Source organism: Caldimonas sp., assembly GCF_046289365.1.
Lineage (GTDB): Bacteria > Pseudomonadota > Gammaproteobacteria > Burkholderiales > Burkholderiaceae_C > Caldimonas.
In genome coordinates this window covers 1-17,489 of sequence record NZ_JBKBVU010000056.1, presented here as the reverse complement: position 1 = coordinate 17,489, position 17,489 = coordinate 1, and the positions used below count along the sequence as shown (strand labels likewise).

Here is a 17,489-nt window from a genome sequence, read left to right as displayed (position 1 = left end):
CCTGGAGGAGATGCAATACGTGGCCTCGGAGATGCAGCGCGATGAGTACTTCCGTCTGAAGAAGATCCCGCTGCTGATCGGTGGGGCCACCACCAGTCGCGTGCACACGGCCGTGAAGATCTCCCCGCACTACGAGGGCCCGGTGGTCTACGTGCCCGATGCCTCGCGCAGCGTGGGCGTGTGCTCGGACCTGCTGTCCGACGAGCGCGCGGCGAGGTACTTGGACGAGCTGCGGGCCGACTACGAGAAGGTGCGCCAGCAGCATGCCGGCAAGAAGCAGACCCCCTTGGTGAGCCTGGCCCAGGCCCGCGCCAACAAGACGCCCATCGATTGGGCCTCCTACGTGCCGCCCAAACCCAAGTTCCTCGGCCGGCGTGTCTTTCGCAACTACGACCTGGCCGAGATCGCCCAGTGCATCGATTGGGGCCCCTTCTTCCAGACCTGGGACCTGGCCGGCCCCTTCCCGGCCATCCTCACCGACGAGGTCGTGGGCGAGTCGGCGCGGCGCGTCTACAGTGACGGCCAGCGCATGCTCAAGCGGCTGATCGAGGGCCGCTGGCTCACGGCGCACGCGGTGATCGGCCTGTATCCGGCCTGTCAGGTCCACGACGACGACATCGTGCTCTATGCCGATGAGGCGCGCACCCAGCCGCTGATGACCTGGCATGGCCTGCGCATGCAGACCGAGCGGCCGGTGGTCGACGGCGTGCGCCGTCCCAACCGCTGCCTGGCCGACTTCGTCTCGCCGCTCAACAACGATTACGTGGGGCTGTTCGCGGTGACGGCGGGCATCGGCGTCGAGAAGAAGGAGCAGTACTTCCTCGACGACCACGACGACTACTCGGCCATCCTGCTCAAGGCCCTGGCCGACCGCTTGGCCGAGGCCCTGGCCGAACGCATGCACCAGCGCGTGCGCACCGAGCTGTGGGGCTATGCTCCCGACGAGACGCTGTCCAACGAGGAGCTGATCGCCGAAAAATACCGCGGCATCCGGCCGGCGCCGGGCTACCCTGCCTGTCCGGACCACAGCGTCAAACGCGACATGTTCCGGGTGCTGGGCGCGCATGACATCGGCATGGGCCTGACCGACAGCCTGGCCATGACGCCGGCGGCGAGCGTCAGCGGCTTTTATCTGGCCCACCCGCAAGCGGTGTACTTCAACGTGGGCCGTGTGGGCGATGATCAGCTCGAGGATCTGGCGCGCCGCAGCGGACGCGACCGTGCCGAGGTCGAGCGTTTGGCCGGCGCCTGGGTGTGACGGGACAGCTCCAGCGGCAGCACGCCTTGCAAATAGGCGTCGATCAGCGCGTAGGCGCTGTTCAGTGATTCCAGCGCGGGCAGGCGCATCAAACGCAGGCGCATCAGGCCGCCCAGAAAGCATTTGGTCTCCAGGGCGGCCAAGCGGGGTGTGATGTCCGGGCGCAGCGTGCCTTCACGGCGGGCCTCGATGTAAGTGCGCTCGAGCTTGCCGATCAGGTCTTGGCTGTGCGAGATCCAGTCGTTCAGATCCTCGCTGCGCTCGCCGACGAACTCACACTTGAACTCCAGGATCTCCATCACCACGCGCAGCTCAGGGTTATCGAGGGAGCTGACGAGTTGGCACAGGAAGTTGCGCAGCCGGCTGCGCGCGTCGGCTTCGGGGTCGAGCAGCAGCGTGTAGTCCAGGCGGTCGATGAAGGGAATCGAGACGTCATCGAACATCGCGTCGATCAGCTCGCCCTTGTTGGCGAAATGCCAATACACCGCTCCGCGGGTCACACCCGCTTCCTTGGCGATGTGCTCCAGGCTGGTCATCGAGACGCCTTGGGCATGGAAACAGCGCCGCGCGGCCTCCAGGATCGCCCGGCGGGTTTGTTCGGCTTCTTCTTTGGTGCGTCGCGCCATCGTCAGCATACATTCACGAATGTATGTATGATACGCGCTTTCAGGGGGCTGCGAACTCAGGGTTGATCCGCAGGTGATTGCGCTCGGCCCAGGGTCGGGCTCCGCTTCCATCCACCACTGCATGCTCGCGTCAACGGCTTCGTATCCAAAGCATCGGCTGGCGCGAGTCGATGAGGACTTCATGCGAACCATCGTCGATGACTACACACGCCGATGCGCGGCGGGCTTCCTGGGCCGATGGGGCGGGCTCTTGCTCGCTGCGGGAGTGTTGTCGGGTTTGGCGGCCTGTGACGCGGCCAACACGGCCCCCAGCCATGCCGCGCCCGCGGCCCTGCCGGTGCAGGTGCGCGTGATGCAAGAACAGGTGCTGCCGCTCACGCTGGAGGCCGTGGGCCAGGCCGAGGGCTCCAAGCAGGTCGAGGTGCGCGCGCGCGTGACCGGCCTGATCGAGCGCCAGCGCTATCAAGAGGGCGAAGCGGTGCGTGCGGGGGCGGCGCTGTACCAGATCGAGCGCGCGCCTTTCGAGATCGCGCTGCAACAAGCGCGCGCCCATCTGGCGCAGCAGCAGGCCCAGCTCGAGCAGGCCCGCCGCGAGCACGAGCGGCTGCGCCCGCTGGCCGAGGCCCAGGCCATCAGCCGGCGCGAAGCCGACAACGCGCAGTCGGCCTTGCAACTCGCGCAAGCCGCCGTGGCCGTGGCCCAGGCCCAGGTGCGCGAGGCCGAGTTGAACTTGTCGTACACCACGGTGACGGCGCCGATCTCGGGCATCAGCGGGCGCTCTCTGAAGTCCGAAGGCGCCTTGGTCAACCCGGGCGCCGACAGCTTGCTGACCACATTGACCCAGACCGACCCGATCTGGGTGCGTTTTGCCTTGTCCGAATCGGAGCTGGCGCGCTTGCGTGCGGCCGGCAGTCCTCAGGTGCAGTTGTTGAACGACCAAGGCGAGTCGCTGCTCGAACAGGGGCGGCTGAACTTCTCCGGCTCCACGGTGGATCCGTCGCTCGGCACGGTGCCGTTGCGGGCGGAGTTTGCCAACCCTCGGCTGCGCGTGCTGCCCGGGCAGTTCGTCAAGGTCCAGGTGGTCGCAGGACAGGCCCGGGCCTTCCTGGTGCCCCAAGCCGCCGTGATGCAGAACGAGCAGGGCCGCATGGTGTGGGTGGTGCGCGACGGCCAGGCCCAGCCGGCGCCCATTCAGACGGCTGGCTGGTCGGGCAACGACTGGGTGGTGACCGGCGGCCTGAAAGCCGGCGACCAGGTCATCGTCGACAACCTGATGAAGCTGCGGCCCGGTGCGCCGGTGAATGCACAGGCACCGGCTGCGTCCGCGCCGGCCGCTTCTGCCGCGGCTGTCTCGGCGCCGGCCTCGGGTAACTGAAGGAGTCCGCATGAACTCCCGCTTCTTCATCGAGCGGCCGATCTTCGCGGCCGTGCTGTCCATCATCATCGTGCTGGCCGGGCTGGTCTCGATGCGCGCGTTGCCGATCGCGCAGTACCCCGAGATCGCCCCGCCCACGGTGACCATCACCGCGTCCTATCCCGGCGCCTCGGCCGAGACGCTGGCCACCACGGTGGCCGCGCCCATCGAGGAACAGCTCTCGGGCATCGAGGGCTTGCAGTACTTCAACTCCAGCGCGTCGTCGAACGGCACCGTGGAAATCACGGCCACCTTCGAGGTGGGCACCGACATCGACAAGGCCACTTTCAACGTCAACAACCGCGTGCAGCTCGCCGCACCAAGGCTACCCGACGAAGTGCGCCGCAACGGTGTGGTGGTGGCCAAGCGCTCGAACAACTTCCTGCTGGTCATTGCGCTGAATTCGCCTCAGGGCACCTACGACGAGCTCTTTCTGTCGAACTACGCCACGCTCAACATCCTCGATGAGCTCAAGCGCATCCCCGGCACGGCCGATGTGCTGGTGTTCGGCGCGCGCGACTACTCGATGCGGGTGTGGCTCAACCCGGACCGCATGGCGCAACTGGGCGTGACGCCGGCCGACGTGGCCGCCGCCATCGGCGCGCAGAATGCGCAGTACGCGGCCGGCAAGATCGGTGCCGAACCCGCGCCTCCGGGCCAGGAGATCGGCTACACCGTGACCGCACGTGGCCGGCTGCTGCGCGCCGAGGAGTTCGGCGAGATCATCCTGCGCTCGGGCGGCCCCGGGGGCGTGCTGCGTCTGAAGGACGTGGCCCGTGTGGAGCTGGGTGCGCAAAGCTACGACCAGTCCAGCAGCGTCGATGGCAAACCGTCGATCGCCATCGGCGTGTTCCTGCAGTCGGGGGCCAATGCGCTGGACGTGGGCGACGCCGTCAAGGCCAAACTGGCCGAGCTCAAGAGCGAGCGTTTCCCGCAGGACGTGGACTACCTCATCCCTTACGACACCACGCTGTTCGTGTCGGCCTCCATCGGTGAGGTGGCCAAGACGGTGATCGAGGCCGCGCTGATCGTGCTGGTGGTGGTGTTCGTCTTCCTGCAGACCTGGCGCGCCACGCTCATCCCGATGCTGGCGGTGCCGGTGTCGCTGATCGGCACCTTCGCCGGGCTGTGGCTGCTGGGCTTCTCGATCAACACGCTCACGCTGTTCGCGATGGTGCTGGCCATCGGTATCGTGGTGGACGACGCCATCATCGTGATCGAGAACGTCGAGCGCCTGATGCGCGAGGAGAGAATGAGTCCGTTTGCGGCGTCCATCGAAGCCATGCGCGAGGTCTCGGGTGCGGTGGTGGGCATCGTGCTGGTACTGTGCGCGGTGTTCATCCCGGTGGCCTTCATGGGCGGCATCGCCGGGCAGCTCTACCGCCAGTTTGCGGTGACGGTGGCCATCTCGGTGGTGCTGTCCGGCGTGGTGGCGCTCACGCTCACGCCCGCACTGTGTGCGCTGCTGCTCAAGCCCCACGAGCACAACGGCCCCACGCGCGGCGAGCGCTTCTTTGCGCCCTTCAACCGCGGTTTCAACTGGCTCACGGCCCGCTTCCTGGGCGGGGTGGATTTGGCGCTCAAGCGCCGCTTGGCAGCCTTGGTGACCTTCGTGCTGATGCTGGGCGGTGCGGGCTGGCTGCTGGCCACGGTGCCCGGCAGCTTCGTGCCTGACGAAGACCAGGGCTACATCATCGCCTCGGCCGTGCTGCCCGACGGTGCGACGCTGGCGCGCACCGAGCGCACCACCGATTTGCTGCGCCAGATGAATGCCGACAACCCGGCCATCCACAGCTTCTTCGCGATCAACGGCTTCGATTTCATCGGTGGGGGCGCCAAGGCCAATGCCGCGACCATCTTCATCCCGATGAAGCCCTGGGAAGAGCGCCAGCAGAGCTCCCAGGCGCTGGCCCAGGCCGTCTCTGGCATGGGCTTTGCATTGCCCGACGGCATTGCCTTCGCGTTCAACCCGCCGGCCATCCTGGGCCTGGGCCAGGCCGGCGGCTTCGAGGTCTATGTGCAAGGTCGCACCGAGCCTGACCCGATGAAGCTCGCGCAGGTCACGCAGGACTTCATGGCCGCACTGGGCGCCCACCCGGCCATCACGGGCCTGAACACGTTCTACCGCCCCACGGTGCCGCAATTGCGTGTGGAGGTCGACCGCGAGAAGGCCCTGGCCCTGGGCGTGCCGGTGGACGAGGTGTTTGCCGCCTTGCAGGCGCAGATGGGCTCGTACTACGTGAATGACTTCAACCGCCAGGGGCGCACCTACCGCGTCACGATGCAGGCCGATGCGGCTTACCGTGCCAAGCCGGAGGACCTGGGCCGCCTGTATGTGCGCTCGCGCACCAGCGGGCAGATGATCCCGTTGAAGGCGCTGATCCACGTGGACGACATCGTCGGTCCCGAACAGGTGGAGCGCTATAACGGCTACATCGCGGCCAAGATCTTTGGCAGCGCCGCACCGGGCTACAGCTCGGGCGAGGCCATCGCCGCGGTCGAGCAGGTGGCACGCGAGACCCTGCCGCCGGGCTATGGCATCGAGTGGACGGGCCAGGCCTTCCAGGAAAAGCGCACCGGCAACGCCTCGGTGTTTGCCTTCGGCTTTGCGCTGATCATGGTGTACCTGATCCTGGCGGCGCTTTATGAGCGCTGGGGGGTGCCGATGGCCGTGCTGCTGGCCGTGCCCTTTGCCGTCACGGGGGCGCTGCTGCTCGTCTTCCTGCGCGGCATGGAAAACGACATCTACTTCCAGATCGGCCTGGTGGTGCTGATCGGCCTGGCGGCGAAGAACGCCATCCTGATTGCCGAGTTTGCGATGCAGGGCATGGAGCGCGGGCTGTCGGCCATCGCCGCGGCGCGTGAGGCGGCCCGCCTGCGCTTCCGTCCGATCGTGATGACCTCGCTGGCCTTCGGTCTGGGCGTGGTGCCGCTGATGATCGCCACCGGCGCCGGCGCGGCTGCGCGGCAGTCGATGGGCACGGGCGTCTTCGGCGGCATGCTGGTGGCCACCTTCATCGCGCCCATCTTCATCCCGCTGTTCTACACCCTGCTGGCCCGCAAGCCGCGGCCTCAGCACAGCCATGCCCCCGGCGCGACCGAGGAGGTGCCGGTATGAACACCCTGACTCCGAACATGCCTTCGCGGCTGCTGCCGCTGCTGGGCGCGGCCCTGCTGAGTGCCTGCGCGGCGGTGGGGCCCGATTACGAACGCCCCGCCACCTCACTGCCTGCGCAGTACAGCGCGGCCAGCCCTTCTGCTGAAGCCGTGCCTACCGTGTCGTCCACCTGGTGGACGCTCTTCGGCGATGCCACGCTTGACGGCCTGATGGACGCAGCGCGCCGCAACAACACCGATCTGCAGGCGGCCGTGGCCCGCGTCGAGCAGGCCGAAGCCCTGTTGCGCGAGGCCGATGCGCTGCGTTGGCCCACGCTCAACCTGGGCGGGTCTGGCTCGCGCCAACGCACGAGCGATCTCTCGGCGGCGGGCCATGGTGGCACCTTCAACACCTTCCAGTTGGCAGCCACCACCGGCTTCGAAATCGACTTCTGGGGCCGGCTGCGGCGGGCCTCGGAGGCCGCGCGTGCCCAGGCCCTGGCCACCGACCATGCCCGTGAAGTGGTGTGGCAGACGGTGAGCGGCCTCGTGGCCCAGGGCTACTTCAGTGTGCGCATGCTCGACGAGCAGATCGCCCTGAGCCGTGACACCCTGGCCTCGCGCGAGGAAAGCCTGCGCCTGCTGCGCCTGCGCTTGAAGGGTGGAGCCGCCGCGCGCCTGGAGGTGGACCAGGCCGAGGCCGAGCGCGCCGAAGCGGCACTGCAGCTGCGCGAACTGCAACGCCAGCGTGAGCTGGCACGCTCGCAGCTGGCGCTGCTGACCGGCCAGCCGGACCTGCAGCTTGCGCCCGGGGCGGTGCGGGCGCTGCCCGTGCCGCCGCCCCCGCCGGCGGGCCTGCCCTCGGCGCTGCTGGAGCGCCGGCCCGATGTGCGCCAGGCCGAGGCGCTGCTGGCCTCGGCCAATGCCCAGATCGGCGTGGCCCGGGCGGCGATGTACCCCAGCATCTCGCTCACCGGCGCCTTCGGCGGGCAAAGCGCTGAGCTGTCCGATCTGCTCAAGGGCGGCGCGCGCATCTGGTCGCTGGGCCTGGGGCTGGATCTGCCGATCTTCGACGGCGGGCGGCGCCGCGCCCAGACGGCCCAGGCCGAAGCCCGCCAGCGCGAGGCTCTGGCGGCCTACCAAGGGGCGGTGCAATCGGCTTTCCGCGACGTGGCCGATGCCCTGACCAACCTCGAAGCCGCCCGGGCCGCGCAGGCCGACGTGGAGATCGCCGCGCAGGCCAGCGAACGGGCGCTGCAGACCGCACGGCAGCGATACGAGGCCGGCTACTCGGCCTACCTGGAGCTGCTCGACGCCCAGCGTAGCGCCAATGCCACCCGGCTGCGGGTGCTCGACAACCACCGCGCCCAACTGGCCGCCACCGTGGACCTGTTCAAGGCCCTGGGTGGAGGCTGGACGCCGCCGCAGCCCCGGCAGGCGGCGGGGTCCTGAGGGCGGCGCGGATCAGGAGCGCCGCCGGTCGCGACCGCTGGCGGCATAGTAGGCGCGCTTGGCCTCGTACATCCGCTGGTCGGCCTGGTGCACGGCCGCCTCCAGCCGTTGGCCGGCGGTGCAGGTGGCCAGGCCGATCGAGAAGCTGAGGGCGGCGCCGGGGTAGAACTGGTTGTTCAGCTCCAGCAGCGAGTGGATGCGCTCGACGATCTGCTCGCCGCCGCGCTCGTCGGTGCCGGGCAGCAGCACGGCGAATTCGTCGCCGCCGATGCGCGCGGCGCTGGCGGGTTTGTCCACGGCCTTGGCCAGCACCTCGCCGGCGCGGCGCAGCAGATCGTCGCCGCCGGCATGGCCTTCCTGGTCGTTGATGGCCTTCAGGCCGTCGAGGTCGGCCATCACCACGGTGACCGGCCACGGGCCCTTGCGCTTGAGCCGGTTGAGCTCGTCGACGAAGTAGGAGCGGTTGCGCAGCTTGGTCAGCACGTCGTGCTTGCCCAGGTATTCGAGATAGGCCTCGGCCTTCTTGCGCGCGGTGATGTCGGTGAGCGAGACCAGCACCAGGCTCCAGTCGGCCTCGTGTCCGGGCAGCACCGAGAACTGCATGTACACGTTCACCGGCTCGCCGTCGAGCGCGTAGTTGATGGTCTCGCGCTGCTGGAAGAGCTTGCCGTCCCACAGCTCGACGAGCTGCTCGGCGAAGTGCTCACGCATGTCGTCGCGGAAGATCTCGTGCAGGCGGCGCATCAGCGTGGACTTGTCAGACGCGCCGAACATCGTGAGCGTCTGACGGTTGACGTCGATGACGCGGATCTCCTGCATGCAGCGCTCGACGAACTCGGGGTGCACGTCGAGGAAGGTGCGCAGGTCGCGGATGCCCTGGGCGCGCGCGCCGTCGAGCAGGAACTTCACGTTGCTGAAGTCTTCGACCCACAGCGACACCGGGGAGTGCTCGAACAGGCCCATAGCGTATTGCTCGCTGCGCTTGAGGGCCCGCTCGGCGCGGCTGCGTTCGCTCATGTCCTCGAGGGCCACGAGCACGCGCTCCCAGGTCTGCTCGTGACCGGGCAGCACGGTGGCGCGCAGCCAGATGTCCAGCCGCCGGCCGGTCAGGCTGTAGTTGACCGTGGGGCCGCCGAAGCCGCCGCGGCCTTCCCACAGCGCCTGCAGCTCCTCGACGTGCTGGTCGAACATGTCGTCGCGGAACACATGGCCGAGGTTGGCAGCGAGGTGCTCCTGGCTGTCGGCCTCAAAGAGCTCCAGCGTGCGCCGGTTCACGCGCAGCAGGCGGATGCGGCTCGAGCACTCGGCCACGCGGCTGCGGTCGGCGCGCAGGTGAGCGCGCAGGTCGTGCACGCCTTCGCTGCGCCATTGCTCGAACAGGGCGCGTACGCCGCTGTAATCCTCCAGCCACAGCGAGACGGGGGCCAGATCGAACATGTCGGCATAGGCCCGGGCTTCCAGGGCGTCGGTGTCCGTCATGGGGCCTGGCCTCTCATCAGGGCTTCGATCTCGTCGGGGTGCACGGGGGCGTCGCGGGTGAGCAGCTCGCAGCCTGCCGGGGTGATGACGGCATCATCCTCGATGCGGATGCCGATGTGCCAGTAGCGTTCGGGCACGCCCTCGGCGGGGCGCACGTACAGGCCGGGCTCGACGGTGGTCACCATCCCGGGGCGCAGCAGGCGCGAGGGCTTCCTCACCACCCGCCCGCCGGCCCCATCGGGCTGCTCGACGGGGGGCTCGTCTTCTTGCAGATACCCGCCCACGTCGTGCACGTCACGGCCCAGCCAGTGGCCGGTGCCGTGCATGTAATAGGGGCGGTAGGCGGCCGTGCCGATCACTTCATCGACGTCACCGTGGCGGCTGCGGTCGAGCAGCCCGGTGTCGAGCATGCCCTGGCACAGCACACGCAGGGCGGCGTCATGGGCATCGCGCAGGCGGGCCCCTGGCCGCAAGGCGTCGATCGCGGCGGCCTGGGCCGCCAGCACGATCTCGTAGAGCTCGCGCTGCGGTGCGCTGAAGCGGCCGCCGACGGGGAAGGTGCGGGTGAGGTCGCCGGCGTAGCCGAGGTATTCGCAGCCGGCGTCGACGAGGCACAGCTCGCCTGGTTTCAGCGGCGCGTCGCCGGCCGGATGGTGAAGCACGCAGGCGTTGGCGCCGGCGGCCACGATGCTCGGGTAGGCGGGGCCGGCCGCACCCTGGCGCCGGAACTCGTGCAGCAGTTCGGCTTCGAGGTGGTATTCGCGGCGTCCGTCCAGGCGGCCTTCGCGCATCCACTGGCCGCAGCGCTGCATCACCCGCACATGTGCCAGCGCCGAAATCGTGCCGGCCCGGCGCATCAATTGCAGCTCGTGCGCGTCCTTGACCAGGCGCATCTCGTCGAGCAGCGCCGACAGGTCGCGGCACTGTGTGGGGCAGGTCACGCCTTGGCGCTCGCGCAAGCGCACGTCTTGCAGCCAACGCTCCACCCGGGTCCACAGGCCCTCGTGCACGCCAAAGGGAAACCACAGGATGGCGTGTCCGCCGATCAGCCCGGGCATCAGGCGGTCGATCTCCTCGACAGGGAACGCCTCATCCACCCCCAAGGCGGCCGGGGCCGCCTCAGGGCCGAGCCGATGGCCGTCCCAGACCTCGCGCTCGGGGTGGCGGGGCTGGCACAGCAGCGTGCTGCGCCCGTTGCTGTCGAGCACCAGCCAAGCCTCGGGTTCGTCGAAGCCGGTGAGGTAATGGAAATGGCTGTCGGGCCGGTAGGGGTGGTGGGTGTCGCGGTTGCGCACACGCTGCGGGGCGGTGGGTAGCACGGCCACGCCGCCACCGGCCTCACGCAGCGCCTGCGCCAGCCGCGCGCGGCGCTGGCGGGGGGCCTGCGGGTCGGCGGCCAAGGGGGGAAGCAGACTCATCGGCACAGTCTAGCCGCGCTTGGGACGGCGCGCCATGCCGGGCGGCGCCCCGATCGCGGCGGCGCGGATGTCAGTGCGCGGTGGGCACCTTGGGGTGGCGTGCGCGGCGCAATTCGATCAATTTGCGGCGCAGTTCGCGTTCGACCGGGTCCTTGGGCTCGCGTTGCGCCCGGGCACGGCGCCGCTCGTTGGCGCGGCGCTCGCGCAGCTCACGCACCTGCTGCATTTGCAGGCGGATGAAATTGGCCACGTCTTCCACGCGACCCAGCCCGCCCAGCGTGGCCGTGCGCGGCAGCTTGACGGCTTTGCCGTCGGCCAGCGTCAGGGCGATGTAACACGTGCCCAGCGGGCCCAACAGGTTTTTTTCCACCACGTGCACCTCGGCCACATGGGAGACCGGCACCTGGCGGGTGGAATGTCGCCAGCCGCGCCGCCAGCTCACGTATTTGACGCTGGCGGCGGCGCGCTCCCAGGTCCACCAGTCCCAGCCCAGGGCGGCCAGCCAGGCGAGCGCCGCCGGCGCCCACAGCCAGGGCCGCTGGAACGACCACGCTGCGGCGCTCAGCACCCCGGCTGCAGTCAGGCCCGCCCAGACGATCGCCAGGTCGCGTTCCGGGGTGAGCAGCGAGCGCTCGTAGACGAAGGAGTCCAGCGCATCGCCCGACAGCGGCGAGGCGGCCAACTGCACCCCGCGCAGGGCCTTGACCACGCCCACTTCCAGCACGGCCCCCACCACCACGGCCGCCAGCGCACCGACGAGCAGCTCCATCATGATCGGTCCTCCTGGGCGGCCATCTTCCCGGTCGGAGGGGCCGCCGACAATGCCTCCCATTGTGCGGGCGTCCCGACGTTTTCCCACGGTCCCGTATACATCTCGACACCGATTTGGCGCCGGCGCATCGCGTCATGCAAGAGCGGGCCCAGCGCGGCCCGTTGGCCCACCGGCAGGTGGCGGCACAACTCGGCGCGCATCAGCGCCAGGTTGGCGTAGGTGTGGCGCGGCACCGTCTCGGGCGGATCGCTCAGCCCCAGGCCATCCGGGCCGATGCCGAAGTCTCCCCGGGGGTGGTAGGGCGGGTTGGGCACCAGCCACAGATGGGCCAGGCGCTTGCCTGCGGCAAAGGCTCGCGCCCGTGCGGCGTCGAAGCGGAAGCCCGGGGCGAAGATGTCGCCGGAGACCACCCAGAAGCACTCACCCAGCCAGGGCAGGGCCTTGGCGATGCCGCCGGCGGTCTCCAGCGCGCCGCCGTGGTCGCGGCCTTCCATCGAATAGCGGATGCGCAGCCCGAAGCGCGAGCCGTCGCCCAGGGTGGCCGGGAACTGCTCCTCCAGCCAGGCGGTGTTGATGACGACCTCGCGCACGCCGTCGCGCGCCAGCGCCTCCAGGTGCCATTCGATCAGCGGCCGCCCCCGCACCGGCAGCAGCGGCTTGGGGGTGTGGTCGGTCAGCGGGCGCATGCGCTCGCCGCGGCCGGCCGCCAGGATCAGGGCTTTCAGGTTGTCCATGCGTGTGAGGGAAGGCACTGGGGGCGTCGGGGCCCGGCGGGCCCTGGCGGGTGATTATCCGCGCCGACTTACAATCCGGGGTTCCCCGATTCCAACCCCCCATCCCGTCTGTGTGCGCCGTCTGCGGCGCCGGGATGCAGCCGCAGCGGCAGGTTTCCTCATGGACATGAGCGCCACGACCCTCTCCACCCCCCAGAACACCACCCTGATGGCCAACGCCATCCGCGCGCTTGCGATGGATGCGGTGCAGGCCGCCAATTCCGGCCACCCCGGCGCCCCCATGGGCATGGCCGAGATCGCCGTGGCCCTGTGGGGCCGCCACCTGCGCCACAACCCGGCCGACCCGCACTGGGCCGACCGCGACCGCTTCGTGCTGTCCAACGGCCACGGTTCGATGCTGATTTACGCGCTGCTGCACCTGAGCGGGTATGACCTGCCGCTCGACGAGATCAAGCGCTTCCGCCAGTTGCACAGCAAGACCCCGGGGCATCCCGAAGTGGGCATCACCCCGGGGGTGGAGACCACCACCGGTCCGCTGGGCCAGGGCCTCACCAATGCGGTGGGCCTGGCCTTGGCCGAGAAGCTGCTGGCACACGAATTCAACCGCGGCGCGCACCGCATCGTCGACCACCACACCTATGTGTTCCTGGGCGACGGCTGCCTGATGGAGGGCATCAGCCACGAGGCCTGCGCCCTGGCCGGCGCCTGGAAGCTGAACAAGCTCATCGCGCTGTATGACGACAACGGCATCTCCATCGACGGCCAGGTCGATCCCTGGTTCATCGACGACACCCCCCGGCGCTTTGCCGCCTACGGCTGGCACGTCATCGACGATGTGGACGGCCACGACGTGCAGGCCGTGGATGCGGCCATCGCCCAGGCCAAACGCAGCACCGACCGGCCCACGCTGATCGTGTGCAAGACGACGATCGGCAAGGGCTCGCCCAACCGGGCCGGCACCGCCAAGGTCCATGGCGAGGCTCTGGGCGTGGACGAGATCCGCGCCACCCGTGATGCCCTGGGCTGGGTGCACGACCCGTTCGTGATCCCGGCCGAGGCCTACACCGCCTGGGACGCTCGCGAGGCCGGCGCCGCGCTGCAGCGCGACTGGCAGGCCCGCTTCGAGGCCTACCGGGCCGAGCACCCCGAACTGGCCGCCGAGTTCGAGCGCCGCATCCGCGGTGAGCTGCCCGCCGGCTTCGCCCAGGTGGCGGTGGACGCGGCCGTGGCCGCCCATGCCAAGGCCGAGACCGTGGCCACCCGCAAGGCCAGCCAGATCGCGCTGGAAGCCTTCACGGCCGCGTTGCCCGAGCTGCTGGGCGGCTCGGCCGACCTGACCGGCTCCAACCTCACCCAGACCAAGAGCACGCCCGCGCTGCGCTTCGACGCGGCCACCGGCGAGCCCAACGGCGGGCGGCACATCAACTACGGGGTGCGCGAGTTCGGCATGGCCGCCATCATGAACGGCATCGCGCTGCATGGCGGCTACATCCCTTACGGCGGCACTTTCCTGACCTTCAGCGACTATTCGCGCAACGCCATCCGCATGGCCGCGCTGATGAAGCAGCGCGTGATCCATGTTTTCACGCACGACTCCATCGGCCTGGGCGAGGACGGCCCCACCCACCAGTCGATCGAGCATGCCGCCAGCCTGCGCCTGATCCCGAACCTGGACGTCTGGCGTCCGGCCGACACCGCCGAGACCGCCGTGGCCTGGGCCTGCGCGCTGCAGAGCCAGGCCCGCCCCAGCGCGCTGCTGCTGTCCCGCCAGAACCTGCCCTATGCGCCCAAGGCCGGGCTGGAGGACATCGCGCGCGGGGCCTATGTGCTGGCCGAGCCGAGCGAGGTGGGCCTGAAGAAAAAGCCCCAGGCCGTGATCATCGCCACCGGCTCGGAGGTGCAGCTCGCCCTGCATGCCCAGCAGATGCTCGCGGTGCAGGGCATCGCCGTGCGTGTGGTCTCCATGCCTTCGACGACCGTCTTCGACCGCCAGGATGCGGCCTACAAAACCCGGGTCCTGCCGGCGCGGCTGCCACGCATCGCGGTGGAGGCCGGCGTCACTGACTTCTGGTGGAAGTACGGCTGCGCCGCAGTGGTGGGCATCGACACCTACGGCGAATCGGCCCCGGCCGGCGTGCTGTTCAAGCACTTCGGCTTCACGCCCGAGAACGTCGCCGCCACCGTGCGTGCCGTGCTGGGCCTTTGATCCCGCCTGCGGGAGCCAGCCGGACTCCCGCTCGTCCATGGATTTCCGTTACCGACTTTTCCCTAGGAGAGCGCAATCATGACCATCAGAATCGGCATCAACGGCTTCGGGCGCATCGGGCGCATGGTGTTCCGCGCGGCGGTGAAGAACTTCAAGGACATCGAGGTCGTGGCGATCAACGACCTGCTCGAGCCCGACTACCTGGCCTACATGCTGCAGTACGACTCGGTGCACGGCCGCTTCGACGGGGACGTGGCTGTCGAGGGCAGCACCTTGATCGTCAACGGCAAGAAGATCCGCCTGAGCGCGGTGAAGGACCCGGCCGAGCTGAAGTGGGGTGAGGTCGGCGCCGACATCGTGGTCGAGTCCACGGGCCTGTTCCTCACCAAAGAGACCGCTCAGAAGCATCTGGCCGCCGGCGCGAAGAAGGTGATCATGTCGGCCCCGTCGAAGGACGACACCCCGATGTTCGTCTATGGCGTGAACCACGGCACCTACCAGGGCGAGGCCATCATCTCCAATGCCTCGTGCACCACCAACTGCCTGGCGCCGCTGGCCAAGGTGCTCCATGACAAATGGGGCATCAAGCGCGGCCTGATGACCACCGTGCACGCCGCCACTGCCACGCAAAAGACCGTGGACGGCCCGTCGAACAAGGACTGGCGCGGCGGCCGCGGCATCCTCGAGAACATCATCCCCTCCAGCACCGGTGCGGCCAAAGCCGTGGGCGTGGTGATCCCCGAGCTGAACAAGAAGCTCACCGGCATGTCCTTCCGCGTGCCCACCTCCGACGTGTCGGTGGTCGACCTGACCTGCGAACTGGAAAAGCCCGCCACCTATGCCGAGATCTGCGCCGAGATGAAGGCCCAGAGCGAAGGCGCACTCAAGGGCGTGCTGGGCTACACCGAAGACAAGGTCGTGGCCACCGACTTCCGCGGCGACCCCCGCACCTCCATCTTCGACGCCGAGGCCGGCATTGCGCTGGACCCCACCTTCGTGAAGCTCGTGGCCTGGTACGACAACGAATGGGGCTACTCCAACAAGGTGCTGGAGATGGCTCGCGTGGTGGCCGCGAAGTGATCGACGTCTGCCGCTCACACCAGGGCTCCCGCGGGAGCCCTTTTTGTTGCAGGGCTCAGGTGCGCGCGTTGGTGTCGGCACCACAGGGCGACGCCCGACGCCCCTGCAGGCGCGGCGCCAGGCTATCGAGGCGGCCGTGCAGTGCGGCATCGGCCGCCGGGATGCGCACCTGCACGCGCACGGCGGGCGGGGTGATCGTGAGGACGCGGGCGGCCCGCACGCCGCGGTCGGCCAGCTCCAGCGCCCGGCGCTCGGCACCGTCGCGCGAGGTGAAGCGGCCCAGCGACAGCCCCGGCTCCAGATCCGGTGAGCTGCGGACCTCTTCGGCCCGGATGCCGGCCGCGCGCAGTTCCTCCTGCCGGCGCAGCAGCGCCTGCCGGCTGGGGTACTTGCCCAGATAGACCAGAAAGACACCGCCGCGCTCCTCGCGCTGCACGCTCCAATCGACCCCCTGCAGCGCCTGGGCGATGGTGGCTTGCACACCGGCGTACTCGGCCTCGGTGTAGGGGCCGATCTCCAGGCATGCCGCGGCCGCGACCGCGCTGGCCGGCAGGCCCGATGCAGGCGAGGCCGGCTCTTCCTGTGGGGCCGGGGCGGGTGTGGCAGCCGGTGCAGGGGTGCGCGGCGATGCCGGAGCGGTTTCGATTTGCACGATCTCCGGCCGCACCTGACGCTGCAGGCGTTCGGGCTCGCGCGGGTCGGGGGCCCGGGACACCAGCCCTTGCAGATGGCCGGCGGTCCAGGCGTAGTAGCCCAGATTGGCCAGCAGCAGCACGAGCACCAGGAGTCTCAGCATGGGCGCACGCTCACCTCGCCGCTGTCCAGGCGGTGCAGGCCGCGCGCATCGCGCAGCAGCAGGGCGCCGTCCTCGTCGACCCCCTGGGCCCGGCCCTCGGGCAGGTCGGGCCTGGTGGTGCTCACCAGCCGCTCACGCAGCAGGTCGCGACCCTCGAAGCGCCGCGCAAAAGCCGCAAAGCCGCGCAGCTCGAACAGCTTGAGCGCCCCCACCAGGGCCGTGGCCGCTGCCGTGAGCGTGCCGGCGGCCGTGGCGGCCGGGTCGAGCTGGCGCAGCCAGGCCACCGGGTGGCGCGCATCGGGCAGGGCCGGGGGCGCGTCGATGTTCAGACCCACGCCCACCACCACGTGACGGCTGGGGCCGGCATGGCCCTGGGTCTCGATCAGGATGCCGCCCAGCTTGCCGGCGGGCCCGCCGTTGGCATCGAGCGTCCACAGGTCGTTGGGCCACTTGATGCGAAGCGAGGGGTGCAGCGCCTCGGCCAGGGCCACGCCCACCGCCAGCGACAGGCCACCCCAGCGCTGCGGCGACATCGGCAGGCTCAGCGAGAAGGTCAGCGAGGCTCCCGGTGCCGACTGCCAGGCACGCCCCTGGCGGCCCCGCCCCGCGCTCTGGCGCTCAGCCACCAGCAGGCAGGGGGCGGTGTCGCCTTGACGCGCACGCTCCAGCAGCCGGGTGTTGGTGGAGTCCACCTCGGCCAGCACCTCCACGCTCAAGCCCGGCAACTGGGGTTCGAGCCGCTCCCAGAGGTCTTCGGCAGGCCAGGGCAGGGCGCTCATCGCTTCGGGGCGAGCATGGTGCGCCGGCAGTTCGGGGCGCCGCAGCGGCATTCGTACTGCTTCTTCAGCTTGGGCGTGTAGCGTTCGTCGATCACCAGGCCATAGTCGTAGAACAACTCCTCGCCCGGGGCGATGTCGCGCAGGGCCTTGATGAACACCCGGCCGTCCACCTCGTCGGCCTCGCAGTTGGGGTTGCAGGCATGGTTGATCCAGCGCGCCGCGTTGCCGCCGTACTTCGCATCGATCACATGGCCATCGTCGATGTGGAAGTAGAAGGTGTGGTGCGGGTCGCTCGGGTCGTGCGGGTGGCGACGCAGGGCCTCGGCCCAGGTGATGACCTCGCCCTTGTACTCGATGATCGTCGTGCCGGCCGGGATCG

The 17,489-nt window shown here is 69.4% G+C and carries 14 protein-coding genes; 6 read left to right on the top strand and 8 right to left on the bottom strand.

The window, feature by feature from the left end; genetic code table 11:
- On the top strand, positions 1-1,258 hold a 1,258-nt coding region (locus ACK42S_RS07890; protein WP_409705302.1), incomplete at its 5' end, for a vitamin B12 dependent-methionine synthase activation domain-containing protein.
- On the opposite strand, the gene ACK42S_RS07885 is transcribed toward ACK42S_RS07890, so the two are convergent.
- Positions 1,183-1,884 (bottom strand): TetR family transcriptional regulator, encoded by a 702-nt coding sequence (locus ACK42S_RS07885; RefSeq protein WP_409705299.1) that lies wholly within the window; start codon positions 1,882-1,884, stop codon positions 1,183-1,185. The two genes, ACK42S_RS07890 and ACK42S_RS07885, sit on opposite strands and share 76 nt — an antisense overlap.
- Positions 1,885-2,065: 181 nt before the next feature.
- Here ACK42S_RS07885 and ACK42S_RS07880 point away from each other — a divergent pair, with 181 nt between their 5' ends.
- Genes ACK42S_RS07880 through ACK42S_RS07870 form a run of 3 tightly spaced genes read left to right on the top strand, consistent with a single transcriptional unit; the run spans position 2,066 to position 7,846 of the window.
- Positions 2,066-3,259, top strand: coding sequence for an efflux RND transporter periplasmic adaptor subunit (locus ACK42S_RS07880; RefSeq protein WP_409705296.1), 1,194 nt, complete (start codon positions 2,066-2,068; stop codon positions 3,257-3,259).
- A 10-nt stretch (positions 3,260-3,269) separates the two neighbouring features.
- The gene (locus ACK42S_RS07875) at positions 3,270-6,416 is read left to right on the top strand and encodes an efflux RND transporter permease subunit (RefSeq protein WP_409705293.1); all 3,147 of its coding nucleotides are present in this window, start codon (positions 3,270-3,272) and stop codon (positions 6,414-6,416) included.
- Positions 6,413-7,846 (top strand): efflux transporter outer membrane subunit, encoded by a 1,434-nt coding sequence (locus tag ACK42S_RS07870; protein ID WP_409705290.1) that lies wholly within the window; start codon positions 6,413-6,415, stop codon positions 7,844-7,846. The genes ACK42S_RS07875 and ACK42S_RS07870 overlap by 4 nt, the downstream gene beginning before the upstream one ends.
- Positions 7,847-7,858: 12 nt before the next feature.
- On the opposite strand, the gene ACK42S_RS07865 is transcribed toward ACK42S_RS07870, so the two are convergent.
- From ACK42S_RS07865 to murU, 4 genes are all read right to left on the bottom strand, one after another.
- A complete protein-coding gene (locus ACK42S_RS07865) occupies positions 7,859-9,325 on the bottom strand; it encodes a diguanylate cyclase domain-containing protein (protein ID WP_409705287.1) in 1,467 nt (488 codons plus the stop codon).
- Positions 9,322-10,743: an aminopeptidase P N-terminal domain-containing protein gene (locus tag ACK42S_RS07860; RefSeq protein WP_409705284.1), complete on the bottom strand. Its 1,422-nt coding sequence runs from the start codon at positions 10,741-10,743 to the stop codon at positions 9,322-9,324. Before ACK42S_RS07860 ends, ACK42S_RS07865 begins: the two co-directional genes overlap by 4 nt.
- A 70-nt stretch (positions 10,744-10,813) precedes the next feature.
- Positions 10,814-11,515 carry a hypothetical protein gene (locus ACK42S_RS07855; protein ID WP_409705281.1) on the bottom strand — a complete coding sequence of 234 codons (702 nt, stop codon included), beginning with the start codon at positions 11,513-11,515 and terminating at the stop codon, positions 10,814-10,816.
- A complete protein-coding gene (murU, locus tag ACK42S_RS07850; RefSeq protein WP_409705278.1) occupies positions 11,512-12,249 on the bottom strand; it encodes an N-acetylmuramate alpha-1-phosphate uridylyltransferase MurU in 738 nt (245 codons plus the stop codon). Before murU ends, ACK42S_RS07855 begins: the two co-directional genes overlap by 4 nt.
- A 160-nt stretch (positions 12,250-12,409) precedes the next feature.
- Between murU and tkt the strand changes: the two genes are divergently transcribed.
- A complete protein-coding gene (gene tkt, locus ACK42S_RS07845) occupies positions 12,410-14,455 on the top strand; it encodes a transketolase (protein WP_409705275.1) in 2,046 nt (681 codons plus the stop codon).
- 78 nt (positions 14,456-14,533) lie between these two features.
- A complete protein-coding gene (gene gap / locus ACK42S_RS07840; protein WP_409705272.1) occupies positions 14,534-15,535 on the top strand; it encodes a type I glyceraldehyde-3-phosphate dehydrogenase in 1,002 nt (333 codons plus the stop codon).
- Between the two features lie 55 nt (positions 15,536-15,590).
- On the opposite strand, the gene ACK42S_RS07835 is transcribed toward gap, so the two are convergent.
- The 3 genes from ACK42S_RS07835 to ACK42S_RS07825 are packed head-to-tail and all read right to left on the bottom strand — an operon-like array spanning position 15,591 to position 17,487.
- Positions 15,591-16,331, bottom strand: coding sequence for a hypothetical protein (locus tag ACK42S_RS07835; protein ID WP_409705269.1), 741 nt, complete (start codon positions 16,329-16,331; stop codon positions 15,591-15,593).
- Positions 16,325-17,161 (bottom strand): biotin--[acetyl-CoA-carboxylase] ligase, encoded by an 837-nt coding sequence (locus ACK42S_RS07830; protein ID WP_409705267.1) that lies wholly within the window; start codon positions 17,159-17,161, stop codon positions 16,325-16,327. Before ACK42S_RS07830 ends, ACK42S_RS07835 begins: the two co-directional genes overlap by 7 nt.
- Complete coding sequence (locus ACK42S_RS07825) at positions 17,107-17,487, bottom strand: SET domain-containing protein (RefSeq protein ID WP_409705264.1); 381 nt, start codon at positions 17,485-17,487, stop codon at positions 17,107-17,109. Before ACK42S_RS07825 ends, ACK42S_RS07830 begins: the two co-directional genes overlap by 55 nt.
- Between the last annotated feature and the right edge of the window lie 2 nt (positions 17,488-17,489).

Excerpts from the sequence above, each read along its gene's own strand:
- ACK42S_RS07885 (WP_409705299.1), bottom strand. The coding sequence starts at position 1,884 with ATGGCGCGACGCACCAAAGAAGAAGCCGAACAAACCCGCCGGGCGATC.
- ACK42S_RS07880 (WP_409705296.1), top strand. The coding sequence starts at position 2,066 with ATGCGAACCATCGTCGATGACTACACACGCCGATGCGCGGCGGGCTTC.
- ACK42S_RS07875 (WP_409705293.1), top strand. The coding sequence starts at position 3,270 with ATGAACTCCCGCTTCTTCATCGAGCGGCCGATCTTCGCGGCCGTGCTG.
- ACK42S_RS07870 (WP_409705290.1), top strand. The coding sequence starts at position 6,413 with ATGAACACCCTGACTCCGAACATGCCTTCGCGGCTGCTGCCGCTGCTG.
- ACK42S_RS07865 (WP_409705287.1), bottom strand. The coding sequence starts at position 9,325 with ATGACGGACACCGACGCCCTGGAAGCCCGGGCCTATGCCGACATGTTC.
- ACK42S_RS07860 (WP_409705284.1), bottom strand. The coding sequence starts at position 10,743 with ATGAGTCTGCTTCCCCCCTTGGCCGCCGACCCGCAGGCCCCCCGCCAG.
- ACK42S_RS07855 (WP_409705281.1), bottom strand. The coding sequence starts at position 11,515 with ATGATGGAGCTGCTCGTCGGTGCGCTGGCGGCCGTGGTGGTGGGGGCC.
- murU (WP_409705278.1), bottom strand. The coding sequence starts at position 12,249 with ATGGACAACCTGAAAGCCCTGATCCTGGCGGCCGGCCGCGGCGAGCGC.
- tkt (WP_409705275.1), top strand. The coding sequence starts at position 12,410 with ATGGACATGAGCGCCACGACCCTCTCCACCCCCCAGAACACCACCCTG.
- gap (WP_409705272.1), top strand. The coding sequence starts at position 14,534 with ATGACCATCAGAATCGGCATCAACGGCTTCGGGCGCATCGGGCGCATG.
- ACK42S_RS07835 (WP_409705269.1), bottom strand. The coding sequence starts at position 16,331 with ATGCTGAGACTCCTGGTGCTCGTGCTGCTGCTGGCCAATCTGGGCTAC.
- ACK42S_RS07830 (WP_409705267.1), bottom strand. The coding sequence starts at position 17,161 with ATGCCGCTGCGGCGCCCCGAACTGCCGGCGCACCATGCTCGCCCCGAA.